The sequence below is a fragment of the Streptomyces sp. NPDC060031 genome, from assembly GCF_042736805.1.
GTDB lineage: Bacteria > Actinomycetota > Actinomycetes > Streptomycetales > Streptomycetaceae > Streptomyces.
Map to the genome: position 1 here is coordinate 1 of NZ_JBHWVM010000139.1, position 13,575 is coordinate 13,575.

The following is a 13,575-nucleotide window of genomic DNA, read 5'->3' on the forward strand; positions in this document are numbered from 1 at the left end:
GGTGTCAAGCCGGGCGATCCCGGGCACGATTCGGCGGCCGTCGCCTTGATGCGCCGTCAAGAACTCGTAGCGAGCTGTGACGTCCTGAAGGTCAGTGATCTGGAGATGCTGGACTATGCCGACTCCGGGATGATGGGCTGGCCGAGCAACGACGCCCCCGGATCGTTCTGGCAGACCCCCGTGGAGGAAGGCGCCGCCCGACTCGCGGAACTCATGCGGCACTACCGACCCGATGTGGTCGTCACCTACGACGAGAACGGCTTCTACGGCCACCCCGACCATATCCAGGCCCACCGCATCACGATGGCGGCGCTGGAGATGACCGCGCTGACACCGAAGGTGTACTGGACGACGATGCCCCGCTCGGGGATGCAGCGGTTCGGGGAGATCATGCGCGAGTTTCATGAGGACATGCCGGAGCCGGATCCTGCCGAGGCCGCCGCGATGGCTGAGATCGGCCTCCCCGACGATGAGATCACCACGTGGGTGGACACCACCGCGTTCAGCGGGGAGAAGTTCGATGCGCTGGCCGCGCACGCCAGTCAGGGCGAGAACATCTTCTTCCTCAAGATGGGCAAAGAGAGGTTCGGCGAGTTGATGGGCATGGAGACCTTCGTACGTGTCAAGGACGCCACCGGCGCGGCCGTACCCGAGAACGATCTCTTCGCCGGACTGCGCTGATCCGCCCATCCGACCGGGGCCCAGGAAAACTCATCGGCCGCACGGCCCGATCGAGCGGGCCTGGAGCTCCCGGCCGCCGGCGGCTCCCTGCGGGAGCGGTGGGCGGCTATCGCTCCCGACCTCGCCGGGCACCTGGCAGCCGTCGGCTTCGCCCCGGAGTCCGGCCGACCGTGTGCCCCGACTCATCGGCTTGGGCGACGAAGGCACGCCTGGAGCAGGCCCGCGTCGCCCCTTTCGGGGTGCCGCCCCGCCCACACATGAGGGATCAGTGGGCCCGGTCGGATGCCTGTTCGCTGCGGAAGATCAGGAGGCGGTCGGGTTGCTCGTGGCCCTGCCAGGTCGTGTGCGGCGTGGTGGTGAAGGCGGTCGGTCGAGCGGTGGGAATGGGCATGTAGGTGTGCGGCAGGACGAGGCCGGGACTCGGGTCGGTGATGTCGGCAGGCTCTGCGGGGGCTTCGAAGAGGTAGAGGGAGCTGCTGGCGCTGTCGGTTGCGAGGTGGGGCCCGGGTGCAGGAGTGAGCGCAACGTTCTGGATGTCCCGGGGGGCGGTCAGGGGGGTGCGGAAGACCGCGTGCAGGCGGCGGATTCCTGCCTGGGTGATATTGCTGCTGGTTGGTTCGCTGGCCTGGAGTGTGTCGCCTGGACCCTGGGCCGGGATGGTCTCGGCGATGAGCAGGGCGAGGAGGACGGGTACGGCCTTTTGGGCGAGGGCGCGGGTTGCTGCTTCGAGCCGGTGCGCGCTGGCAAGGGGGAGAGACAGTGCCAGTGTGCCGATTTCGGTGCTGGTGCTGGCTCCGATCGCGCCGCACACGACCTTGTTCGCGTACTCGCGTAGGTCGTAGACCGGTTGGCCGGGCGCGATCCGGTCCAGGGTGTCGATGAGGAGGCGCGGGTTGGTGATGGTGCGGCGGGTGAGGCGGGCGGTGCGGTGGCGGGACAAGTGGTCGGCGCGCATGCCTGGCGGGAGTTGGTTGAGGAGGGCTTTGCCGACGGCGCTGGCGTGGGCGGCAGCTTTGAAGTCGACCCACTGGTTGACGCGTGGGGTGATGGGGCTGTCGGCGAGCTGTGTGATCTGGACTTCTCCGTCGACGTACCGGGAGTAGTAGACGGCCGCGCCGACGGTGTCGCGTGCCAGGGCCAGGGTGTGCTGGATCTGTAGCCAGACGCCGCCGGGGGAAGCGAGCCGGTCGAGTGCCGGCCCTGGAGCGTAGACGTCGGCGGCGACCGCGACCGCGAACTCCTCTTCGCACAGCATGGCCAGGAGTGGGGCGAGCTCGGCGGCCGGGATGCCCGCGGCCCGGCCGATCCGGGCGCTTTCCACGCCGACGGGGTGCTTTTCAAGGACGTCGACGACCGTGTGGGCGAGGCGGGCGCGGCGCAGAGCGTCGGATTCGGTACCGGGGTGCATGACCGGGCTGGTGGGCGGGGCGGCTTCCGGCTCGGCCGGGGCCTGCGCGGTGCCTGGGTCAATGGTCTGCGGGGGTGTGGTCTCGGCGGGCCGGGGGCGCGGCCGGGGTACGGAGCCGTGGGTAGTGGGGCCGAAGACGAGCGTCATGGTGGGGGAGAGGGGGAGTCCTGCTGTCCCCCGCAAGTCGGCGTCCGCTTGGAGGCGGGTCATGACGGGCTGGGGGACGGCGAAGCGTTCCGTGATGCCGGGCAGGGTGAAGTGGTTGTCGGGCAATTGCCCACGCCCGGGTGACGAGTGTGTGCTGCCGGGTGCTGCAGGCTTGCGCACTGCCGGATACAGCGCGGCGTACAGGTGGCGGAAGACATGGAGGTGGCTCACTCCGGGCTGGGTGAGTTGTGCGGCGACGAGGTCGCCGAAGTCCTGTTGTTTCACGAACGGGCGCGGCAGGCTCTGTGCGGTCTCGTCGCTTGCCAGCAGTGATAGGGGCACCCATACGCCGCTGGGCCGGGCGCCCAGCTCGTACAGGTCTACGATGGCCTGCCATACGTCGGACGGCTGGCCATCCCGGTAGTAGGACTCCAGCCGGGTGCCGACTTGAGCGAGTTCGCGATTGAAGTTGCTGCTGTGCTGGGTCCACGCGGTGTAGGCCCGCTGTCGGCGGACCGGATCGGTGTCGTACTCGGCGACGACCCGCTCGCGCTCGACGAGCACCGCCCGCTGCCGCAACTGGCCCAGCAGGTGCGTCAGCACCGGTCGCAGCCGCTGAGCGCTGCGCCCGTAGAGTGCGGCGAGTTCCGAAAGCAGTTCGTCCTTGGCGCGCGGTCCTTTCCAGACCCGGTCGTCGTGTACGTACTGGTCGACCAGTGTGCGGGCGATCCGGTGGCCTCGGTCCCGGCGTTCGACGACTGCCGGAATGTTGTCCATGGCCTGTTTCACGGCTCCGTTGGACACTCCGAGGATGTCGGCCAGGTCGTCGAGGAAGAGCCGGCGTTGGGCCGGGACAACGCCGTACTGCTCGAACCGGCGGTAGGCCTTGGCCGAGACGCGGAGCCTTACAGTGACCTCGGAGGCGGTCAGGGCTGTGGCCCGGCGCAGATCCGCGACCGTCCACTTCGTCCTCTTCCACGTGCGCATCAGGCGTGCGGGTTCGACGTTCAGGGCGCGCGCGAGTTCGGCGACCCTCTTGGGGTCGGGCACGGTGCGGCCGTTCTCGTATGCCACGATCTGGGCTTTCGTGGCGCCGATGCGCCGTGCGAGATCAGAGGCGGTCAAGCCGGGCTTTCCCGTGGGGGAAGTGGGGAATCTCCAACGCAGCTCCTGGAGAGCCCTAGGATCGAAGTCGGTGAGTCCCCTTGCCATCTGTCGCCCCTTCCAGATGTCTGGTCTTATTCATGACCCGCCTGCCGCACGTTGCAGAGTGAACCGATTCCCGTAGGACTCATCTCACCTGCAACGATGTAAAATTAGAGGCCAGGTCACTGGCTGTGGGGACCGAAATACGCGAACCTGGTAGCTGTTTGGCCCCCTGTGGTATCGGGTGTCGGCCGCGTTCGCGGTACGCCCCCGCAGGCACAGGTGGCCCTGCACCCCTTGTGGTCTAAGCCGTTGAGGGCGCAGGGCCGGCTGGTGGAGTCACGTGCTCCGGGGTCCCCTGTTCGCGCAGGGGACCCGACCGTCTATAGAACCTTGCCGAACAGCCAGCGGATTACGGCCGCGAGGGCCTGCACCAGTAGCCAGACGGATCCGGTCTTGACGATCTTTCGGAGTCGCTTCTTCTCCCCGCCAGAATCAGGCGGGTCGACGTCCACTTCACCACCCCCTCTCCCGGGCCAGACTCGGTCGGCCCGCCGCCGATCGAATAGATCGAATAAGCCGACCGTCATACCGTCACCTTGAGAGAAGGCATCTCAGATGCTACCGGCTCCCGGCTACGCCGCCTCTCCCATCAGAAACCTCCACGAAGCCAACTCCGCGTTCTCATCACGGCATGACAGCCCGTCCGGTGAATGGCGTAGACCATGACCGGCCCCTGACGTGCAGTTCCATGCCAGCGGAGGCACCTCCTGCACGCCGGAGCGCACGAGGCGCTCGCAGTAACATTTCGGTCGTGAAACCCGGCGCACGAGCAGGGGGAGAGAAGGCATATGCCGAGAGCGCGTGCACCTGGAATCGGGCGCACATGCGAACGAGCTTGACACCGTGGGTCGCCTCGGCATCCGAACCGTCCCACCCCTTGCGTACTTGTGCGGCCTTGGACTGGTAGGCCCGCATGTTCAGGAGTCGCGTATTCGCCATGCTGCCAGTCGATCGTCACCCTGTGTCGGTGCTCTGCGGCGCGCGGTCCGCTCGCAGACGGGTTCGCGCGCGGCGGCGCCGGTCGCTCCGGCCTGACCTGACCAGCTGAAATGCGGTGGCGTGGGCTCCTCGGCGCATGTGACGGTTCAGCCATGGGCAACTCCAAGGCGTATCCCGTCTTCCGTACCGACGACGCCGCCACCGCGTACGCCAAGGCCAGGCAACTGTGCGCGCTGCTGTGGCGGCGCGAGGACCGGATCTGGCTCTTCGCCGAGCTGTTGACGGTGGAGGACGTCCGGCGGATGGTGGCGGTCCTGCCCGGGGTGAAGTTCGAGTACTCGGAGATGCGGACCGGCCCGGCGGGCGAGGACCTCTGGTTCGACCTCGACGTGACGACGGCGGACGACTGCGCACTGGAGCCGCACCTGCCCCTGGACATCGGGGGGCTGGACGTTCCGGCGGGCGTGGAGGACCGCTTCGTGGCGGCACTCGGCCGGGGCATGGCCGCCATCGACTGGCATGGCTCGTGGCCGGACGATCCGGAGGCGGGCCAGTACGCGAGTCCGAAGTACGACGGGGTCCAGGTCGTGTTCCACGGCGACGACCCCCAGTGGGGCTCTTCTGCCCACGACCACACCGTCTTCGTCCACGTGGGCAAGTTCGGGGACCCGTGCCGGGCCCGGGACCTGGCCGCCCACATCGGCGGCGAGGTCCTGGGCGAGCCGCAGCTCGGCTGGTGACGGGACCCGGTCTGCCGGGTCAGGACGGGCAGGGGGCGAGGCGGTCCAGTGCCGGCAGGAACTGGTCGTAGAAGCCGGTCTTGAGGTGGAGCGTGCGCTCCTCCCTCTCCCTCGGCCGTGACTGACTGGTAGGCCCGCATGTCCTGGTGACCGAAGCTGGCGGAACCTGGAGCCGACGGGCGTTCACGGACTCGATCGCGTTGGTGGTGCAGACGATCCGGCGGATCTCGGCGCCGAACTGCAGGAATGGAACGAACTCCGCCCACGCGTTCTCCCACAACCTGACGATCGCCGGATACTTTCCGCCCCATTCCTCGCAGAACTCGAGGAACCGGCTGGTGGCGGCGTCTTCGGTCGGAGCGGTGTAGACCGGCTTCAGTGCTTTCGCGATGTTGTCCCAGTCCTGGAGGCAGGCATAGCGGAACGACGCCCGCAGAGGGGTGGACGACGCAGGTCTGCACGACGGTTCGAGGGCGGCAACTGCGTCGAGGTCGCCAACTGCGCCACGGCCATCCACATCCGGGACTCCAAGGTCCCGGCCGGCCCCCAGCTGGCCGTGGCCCTCGAGGCTTGGGTCGCGTTCCTCGGCGGGGTCGCGCGGGCCTGAGCCGCCGGTAACCCCGCCGCAACGGACTCGGGCCCGGCGGGGGATTACCCCGCCGGGCCCGAACCATAAGGCGATAGCCCTCGGCTACCGCTTCCTTCGGAGGAACCGGCTCAGACGACCGGGCTCGCGGCTGGTCTGCCGCGCGCTCCATTCGTCCCAGTAGCCGAACACCTCCCGTTCCCGAAGCTCGGCCTCGGGTCCGTCGAGCCAGGTGATCGCCATGGACTCCACGACCTCCGTCACGGACTCGTCGGTGACGGTGAAGTCATCGACGGCCGTGCCGTTCGCGTCACCCAGGTAGCAGACCCACCAACCCGGTACCTCGGGTACGAGGAGTGCGTATGCCCCCGCGTACTCCCCGGAACGGCAGAGCCCGATCCTGCCCCGCTCAGGCCACTCACCGGCTACCACCATCGCGCCCACCTCCTCGGAGCCCGGTGAGTGATGTGGAAATTGAAGTAGTCATGCCTGCCCTTCTGGGAGTACTCCAGGTTCGACGACCAGCTCTTCCCCTTCCTCCAGGGGCTGCGCCAGTGGCGCTGGCCATTTTGCAGCCATTTCGCACCATTGCGGGCAACCTGCTGGGTGGCGCCCCGACCGGTCCACATGCGTCCGGCGAGCCACGAGGTGGCTCGGGTGGCCGCCACCGATCCCTTCCTCAGGTTGCCCGCCTGCTGGGCCGCACGCGCGACTCGGACGACCCGGTAGGCGCGGTAGGCCCATACCGCGGGCGCCGCGACGGGGATGAAGCAGGCAGCGGTCAAGGCGATGTCCCACTTGTACTTCCAGGCGACGCGGCCCACTGCCTTGAACCCGCAGGACCAGCAGATCCGGCCGTCCAGGTCGTACCGGTTGGCCGGGTCCGCCTGAACGTAGTCGTAGGCGTTGGCGTTGCCTCCGCGGATGGGGTCCACGGAGAGGAAGCGGCCCGCGGCGGGGTCGTAGAGGCGCACGCCCATGAGGGTGAGGCCGGTCAGGGACTCGCTGGAGCGCTGCTTGCCGCCCACCCAGCCGTACCGGGTCGTCGCCTGTCCGGCGCGCGGGTTGCCGTACTCGTCGGAGTCCAGCACGGTCGGGGCGACCGCGGTGTCGAGTGGCAGCTGCAAGGTGATGTCGCCGTGCAGGTTGGCCAGCTGGATTACGGTCCCGCCGGTCTTGGTGGTGGTGGCGCCGAGGTTGCCGTCGAGGCCGTCGACGTTGCGCGTCAGTGCCCCGGTGGCGGTGTCCTCGACGATCCAGCGCGGGCTGTCCGCGTCGGAGTCGTAGTGGTTGAGCTTGGATGCGGTTTGCGTCCAGGTGCCGGCGTTGTTGGACTCGGTGGTCCAGGAGCGGAATCGCTGGTTGGAGTCCAGGGCCCAGGTCTGGCGCCGGGTGCCGGCCGTCTGCTGCTGGACGAGGTCGGTGGCGTAGTACGCCAGCGTCGAGCCGGGCATGGAGGTGGTGCGGCCGAAGGCGTCGTAGGTGTAGCCGGAGTTCACCAGCCGGTCGGCACTGTCGTAGGTGTTGCCGGTGGTCGTGCCGCCGGTGGTGGTGCAGTCGGCGTTGGCGGCCGCCGTGGCGGTCGCCAGGCTCTTGCGGTTGGTGTTCTTGTCGAAGGTGTAGCTACGCGTGGTGCAGACCGCGTCCGTGCTGGTGTCCTGCACCTGCGTGAGGCGCCCGGTCTTGTCGTAGGTGTAGGCCTGCGACGCGGTGACACCGGGCGTACCGCCGTGTGTGGCCCGCTGGCCGTGCACGGTGGTGGTGATGCTGTCGGAGACCAGCACCACGCCGTCACTGTCGCGGGTGTAGGTACGGCTGGTGGCGGCCCCGGTCGGGTCCTGGTCCTCCTTCATGGTGTAGCCGCCGGGCAGTCCCTGGCTCTCCAGTTCGCCGTCGGCGTCGTAGCGGGCGCTGAAGGTGCCGGCGATGGAGTCGGTGACCGATGTGGCCACGCCACGCGGGTCGAGGGCCGTGTCGTACGTGTAGGTGGTGGTCGACGGCACGCTGTCGGTCACCGTGGTGGGCCGGTCGAGCGCGTCGTACCGGGTGGACGTGGTGGCGCCGTCGGCGTCGGCGTACGACATCTGGCGGCCGAGCATGTCGAACGCCTCGGTGATGGTGCCACCGGTGGACGAGGTCTGCTGGACCGCTTCGCCGGTGGCGCTGTCGTACGTCGTGGTCACCGCGGGAGCCGCGGCTCCGAGACCGCCGGTGACCGTGACGGTCGTGGGGCGTCCGGCGCCGTCGGAGCCCAGGGTGGTCGTACGGGTCACGCCGTTGGCGGTTTCGATGATCTTGGCGCTCTGGCCGAACAGCCCGTACTCGGTGGTGATGGTGGGCAGCTGGGTCGGGTTGGAGCCGCCGCCGGTGATGGCCGCGGCCGGACCGTTCTGGCAGACGGAGTCCGCCCATTCGGGCTTGCCGCCGCAGGGGCCGGTGCCGTCGCCGGTGTAGTAGGTGGTGACGGTGGCTCCGGCGTCGTTGCCGTTGGAGGCCGGCTGGGTGACCTTGATCGGCCGGCCCGCGTCGTCGTAGGTGGTGGTCGTGGTGATCGCGAGGCCGCCCGGGTCCTGGGTGGAGCTGGTGGGCAGGCCCTTGGCCCAGTCGTACACGTTGGTGCTCACGCGCGGATCGGCGAGCAGGTCCGGCCACGACCGCGGCTGAGCGCCGACGGACTGCTGCGTCACCTGGTCCTTGATCTTGGCGGTGCCGTCCGTGGGCCGCCCGTTGTCGTAGCTCTTGACGGTGTGCGCACGGGCCAGGATCCGGCTGCCCGCGGTGGCCACGGTGGTGGCGCCGCTGGTCAGGTTCGCCGCGAGGGTGACCGGGCGCAGCGGGCCGTAGGTGTCGGACTCCCGGGTGGTGCCCGCCTCGTAGACCGTGGTCTCGGAGAGCAGCTGGGCGCGTTCGCCGGAGGACAGCGCGTTGATGCCTAGGTTGGTCAGCCGGGTCTTCTGGTCGGCGGTCGTACCGAGGGCCAGTTCGCGGTTACCGGCTGTCAGTGACCGCAGGGTGTTGCCGTGCTCGTCGTATTCGGTGGCGGACAGGTGGTTGCCCGGGGTGGCGGAGTTGACCTCACGGCCGGAGGCGTCCAGGTAGTGGATGCCGGCCCGCTTGTAGTCCGCCGCGCCCAGGGAGGAGCCGTCGTTGGCGGCGGGCACCTGGTCGGAGGGGAAGACGGCGGTGCCGTCGGTCGGGTTGTCCGTCTGGCCCCAGGAGGCGGTGGCCGCGGTCCCGAGGTCGTTCGGGGCGGTGGTGCCGGTCAGCGGGACGCCGTAGACGATTGAGGTGGTGGCGGTGCCGTTGGTCTGGCCGGCGGTCCCCGGAGTGAGGGTGGGGCGCGATGCCTTGAGCAGCATGCCGGGCCCGGCGGACGGGTTGGAGCCGGCCTGACCGTAGGTGAAGGTCCAGGGCAGCTGTCCGGGCGGGGTGAGCGTGGTGATGCGGCCCGCGCTGTCGTAGGCGTACGCCGTCTTCAGCGCGGGGGAGATCCGCGGGTCCCAGGTTTCCCGGAGGCGTCCGCCCTCGTCGTAGGCGTAGCCGGCGACGAACGTGGCGGTGGCCGCCGCGGCGCCGGGAGCGGTTGCCCACAGCTTGATCGTGCTCACCTGGCCGGCCACGTCGCCGAGTACGAACGCCGTGGCCGTGGTGGAGGTCGCGTAGACGAACTCCAGGACCCGGCACCCCTTGGTGGACGGGGTGGCCTCGCAGGCGGCCAGGGTGGTCGCGCTGCTGGCGGCGATGACCCGCTTGGGGCGCGCCAGCTTCTTGCCGTCCACGGTGACGGCTTCGGAGACGACCTTGGTGGTGGACTGGGTCAGTCCGTCGGCGAGCGAGCTGGATACCGTCCAGGTCGTGGCTGCCGGATCCACCTTGGTGAAGGTGGTGACCGCGCCCTCGGTGTCGGAGAGGGTGAAGTCACCGGAGGCGAAGGAGCCCTTGAGCGTCAGGTCCTCCGCGCCGGGCTCGGGGATCCACCCGGTACCGGCCGTGTTGGCGGTGAACTTGACCGCCGATCCGTCGTTGACCACCACGTCCAGCGAGGTGGCCGAGGTCTTGAGGATCTGCAGGTAGTCCGAATCGGTGGCATCGGCAACCGTGCCGGACAGCCACTCCTTGCCGAAGATCGGCACCTGTCCTTCGAGACCGGCCCCGGCTTGCGGAGCGCGGGACGAGGCTGTACGTGTCACGGACATGCTGAAGAACGGGGCATCGGTGCCGGTGAGGGTGTAGTCACCGGTGAGGAGGTTCACCGAACCGGGGCCGATGTCCTGCGACGCGGCTCCGTCGGCGTTGCGGTCCACGACGACCCGGATCGGGTCGGAGGACGCGGCGCCGCCGGGGCCGGTGAAGTCCGCGCGCACCTGGACGGTGCCGTCGGGGTTGACGGTGGAGGTGCTGTTCCACGTCAGGTTGGGGCTCTTGCCCGTCGTGAGGTTCACGGGCCAGGCGGTGAGGGCCTGCCCGCTGGTGGTCACGTCGCCTGCCGGGATCGCGGTCCAGGCATCGGCGTCGCTGCGGCGCCAAGAGAAGGTGGCGCTGTTGTACTTGGCGCCGTCGGCCTCACCGGACAGCGGGACGCGCGCGGCGGTGCGGGTGCCGTCGTCGGGCAGGGTGACGCCGCCAGGTCCGGCGTGGAAGGTGTACGCGACCGGCTCGGACTTGTTCTCCGCCTTGTCCGTTGCACGGACCTTGAGGGTGTTGGTGCCTGCCTTGGCGGGGGTGATGGCGAGGTTCACCGGGGTGGTGGTGCCGCCGGTGGGAACCTTGGTCCAGGTCGTTCCGTCGAGCGACCACTCGACGCCGTTCTGGTCCCCGCTCGGCGGGGTCACGGTGAACCGGCCGGGCTGTCCGGCGCCCTTGACCCATGCGCTGCTCGGGTAGTCCGTCGAGGTGACGGACACGGGGGCGGAAGGGGCGGAGGAGTCGACGGTGAAGGTGTTCCACGCCGACCAGGCCAGGTTGTAGTGGGTGCCGTCATAGGCGTTCGTGCGGAACTTGTACGTCTTGCCGTTCGTCAGCACACCCGTCGGCACCGTCACCGAGGCGGGCTGGCCGGAGGGCACCCAGGGGGAGACGAGGACGTTGCCGACCTGGGCGTCGGTGGCCGCGTCGAAGATCTGGAAGGTGCCGTTGATCTTGTCGCTGTTGGAGTCGATGAACGTGTCACGCAGGGTCGGCGTCACGGTGTTCACGAACCACGTACCGGCGGAGTCCCTGAAGAACGGCGGACCGGCCTGCTGGTCGGTGCCGGTCTTGGGCCGGTAGTTGTAGGTGACGGTCAGCTTGGGCACGTTGCTCGCGGCGTTGGCGGAGTTGACGCGCTTCCACTGCTTGCTGTTGTTCTCGTCGGTGGCCCGCAGGCCCATGCCCGAGACGTTCCACTTGTTGCTGGCCCACGTCTGGACCAGGCTGGTCACATCCGCGTTGATCCAGCCGTCGGGCTGGGAGGCACAACCGGGGTTGCCCTTGGTCTCGGTCGAGGTGGCCATCTTGGCCGCCATCGCAGGCTGGTTCGTCCAGCGCGAGGCGGTGGAGGCATTGTTCGCGGTCCACACCTCCCACGGCTGGTCGGTGCAGTCGGTGTTCCCGGAGTGGAAGTTGAACAGCGACAGCTTCGCATCGGAGACCAGAGCGTCCGAGATCGGCGCCGTGTTCCACGTGATGAACGACCGCGCGGTACGCCAGCTGCCGTCACCGTTCTTGGTACCCGGGTTGCCGAAGTCGAGCTCGGTGTCGTTCGACCAGTCGACCGTCTCGCCCTGCTGGACGTACGTGTCGAACAGGTCGCCGAGCGCAGAGGTCGACGGGTCGACCGTCACCGGGTACTTCGTCGCCGGATCCGCGAGGAAGCCGGCATCGGGGGTGACGACCAGGTCGACGCCCTCCTTGGTCTTGACGACCTTCAGCCCGACCTTCGCACGGCGGGTGTGCTCACCCGAGACTGCGTCGACGGTCGCGTCCCACATGACCGGCGCCGGCATCGTCGCGGTCTTCTTCGACTCCTTATCGGTGAACAGCACACTGCCGTCCGCCTGCTGCTCGACCTTCAGGCCCTTGGTCTTCAACGGCAGCGTGTAGGAGAAGCCCGCCTCCGGCTTGGCCTTGACCTCGACGAACTGCTCGAACCCGGTACGGGTCGCCTCAACGACGACATCCGCGCCCGGGACAGCGTTCTCGTACGTCGCCTTGGTGCCCTCCAGCTTCGGCGCCGGCAGACCACCACGCCACTGCAGGGTGATGGCCTCATCACCCTGGCCGAGGGTGACCAGGTCAGTGGCCGGAGCGGCCTGAGCCGCCTTCAGCGAAGCGGCCTTCGAACCGGACTTGCCCGCAAGCTTCAGACCCTGCGGGTGAGCCTTGGAGTGGACCGCACCGTCCGCCTGCGCGACCAGGTCGACATCCACATCACGCCAGGCGCCCGTCGCCGAATCCTGGAAGCGGATCGGGCCCGCGGAAACCTCCGTGGTCAGCGAACCGTTCTTGTTGGCCCACGTCGTGGTCGTCTCCGTCCGCTCCGACAGCGCTTCGACGCGCTCGCCGGACAGACGAGCTGCCACACGAGCGGACATGATGTCCGCCGCCCGGGTCACTCCAGCCTTCTGCTCTGCGCCTGCTACCTCAGACGGTGCCGCCGTAGCGACCGCACCGTCGACCAGCCCCACGACCAAGGCAACGGCCAGAGTCCCCGCGACATAGCGCAGGCCCCTCCCAGACCAGGGCCGCCCGCGCTCCTCGAGCTCGGGTGTATCAACCTTCATGGTTCCTCAGTCTCTAATGTCCGATTCGCGCCACACTTAGGTAGCGCTGACATGAACGTATCGAGGGAGGAAACGGCGAAAATCGGACCAAGATCGCCCAAGTTGGACACGCTCAAGCAGACAAACCGCGTGATAAATCGCACAGACGGGAAAAGGTCAACAAATCATGACATGGCACCTGCGGGTCAAATCCTGCAATCCAGGCAGCATTTCACAAGTCTGATAGAGCGTCAGATGGGCAAATCACACCCCACCCATACCCCACCAGAAAACGAGCAGGTGAAGGCTTGGCAGCGAGAACCGGACTGTCGCCCCCTCAGGAACGCCATAAGTCAGACCTTTTGGCAACGGCCCGGGGGAGCCGGGATGCCTCGATGCGACCCGCCGACTGCTGCAGGCCATGAGATCCCCGCAGGGCTGGCGGACCCACTCCGCCGCCCTGCTGCAAGGGTGCAAGGTCTCTGACGCCAAGCCGTGCAACCCCGCATGGCGCCGGCCCACACCGACGAGTCGACTTCGGATCGCCGGGAGCCGACTCGACGCAGCGGAGCAGGCGTCACATCAGCCTGCGTGGATCGCAGTTCTGCGACGCGGCGGTGGAAAGTCTGCGCGCGTCGGCAGCCCTGGACATCGCGGAGGCGGCAGCCCGGCAGACGCGCGTGTTGCGGGAGCTCCGCCAGTGGGCCTTCCCGACCCGGAGGAGCTCGCCGATGAGCAGCCGGCGCCGATCGACAGCGCCGTCCAGCAGCGGCGCCGCGAGTTCGCCGCCACCGAAACCGTTGCCCTGCACCGAGCCCGAGCCGAACGGGCCCAGCGGTCCGGGGGCAGCGGTCCTCCTTCCGCAGGCCATTTCGCTGCGGACCTCGGCATGACTGGGCCGTGGCCGGACCGGCGCCGGCCTGCCCGCAGTACAGCCGTGGTGCGGCCCTCCCGGCTAGTGCTGTGACCGGGAAGGTTCACCGGGTTGCCTGTGGTGCCGTTTGGAAATGCCTTCCCGGACCAGTGGGGCGGCGGGATGGCGCAACCGGTCCGGGTTCGCGGGCTGACCGAGCAGGAGGGCCAGAAACTCCAGCACATCGTCCGGCGGGGTAGTACGAGTTCGGT

General features: G+C 68.6%; 6 protein-coding genes and 2 pseudogenes. 3 read left to right on the top strand and 5 right to left on the bottom strand.

Translation table 11 applies throughout. The features are described from left to right. On the top strand, positions 1-681 hold a 681-nt coding region (locus ACFWB8_RS34930; protein WP_385236642.1), incomplete at its 5' end, for a PIG-L family deacetylase. Positions 682-946: 265 nt separating this feature from the next. Here the strand turns inward: ACFWB8_RS34930 and ACFWB8_RS34935 are convergent. Beyond that, on the bottom strand, positions 947-3,361 hold the full coding sequence (locus ACFWB8_RS34935; protein WP_385236645.1) for an IclR family transcriptional regulator C-terminal domain-containing protein: 2,415 nt from the start codon (positions 3,359-3,361) through the stop codon (positions 947-949). A gap of 1,175 nt (positions 3,362-4,536) precedes the next feature. On the opposite strand from ACFWB8_RS34935, the gene ACFWB8_RS34940 reads away from it, so the two are divergent. After that, positions 4,537-5,124 (top strand): hypothetical protein, encoded by a 588-nt coding sequence (locus ACFWB8_RS34940; protein ID WP_385236648.1) that lies wholly within the window; start codon positions 4,537-4,539, stop codon positions 5,122-5,124. 175 nt (positions 5,125-5,299) lie between these two features. Here ACFWB8_RS34940 and ACFWB8_RS34945 read toward each other — a convergent pair. Next, a pseudogene (locus ACFWB8_RS34945) lies at positions 5,300-5,597 on the bottom strand (transposase); the annotation flags it as partial. A gap of 35 nt (positions 5,598-5,632) precedes the next feature. Here ACFWB8_RS34945 and ACFWB8_RS34950 point away from each other — a divergent pair. Continuing rightward, a pseudogene (locus ACFWB8_RS34950) lies at positions 5,633-5,731 on the top strand (DUF397 domain-containing protein); the annotation flags it as partial. Positions 5,732-5,815: 84 nt separating this feature from the next. On the opposite strand, the gene ACFWB8_RS34955 reads toward ACFWB8_RS34950, so the two are convergent. The 3 genes from ACFWB8_RS34955 to ACFWB8_RS34965 all read right to left on the bottom strand — a co-directional run bounded on the left by ACFWB8_RS34955 (position 5,816) and on the right by ACFWB8_RS34965 (position 13,321). Further along, positions 5,816-6,145: a hypothetical protein gene (locus ACFWB8_RS34955; RefSeq protein WP_385236651.1), complete on the bottom strand. Its 330-nt coding sequence runs from the start codon at positions 6,143-6,145 to the stop codon at positions 5,816-5,818. Further along, a complete protein-coding gene (locus ACFWB8_RS34960; protein WP_385236654.1) occupies positions 6,136-12,270 on the bottom strand; it encodes a DNRLRE domain-containing protein in 6,135 nt (2,044 codons plus the stop codon). Before ACFWB8_RS34960 ends, ACFWB8_RS34955 begins: the two co-directional genes overlap by 10 nt. A 757-nt stretch (positions 12,271-13,027) precedes the next feature. Continuing rightward, on the bottom strand, positions 13,028-13,321 hold the full coding sequence (locus tag ACFWB8_RS34965) for a hypothetical protein (RefSeq protein WP_385236657.1): 294 nt from the start codon (positions 13,319-13,321) through the stop codon (positions 13,028-13,030). Positions 13,322-13,575: the final 254 nt, after the last annotated feature.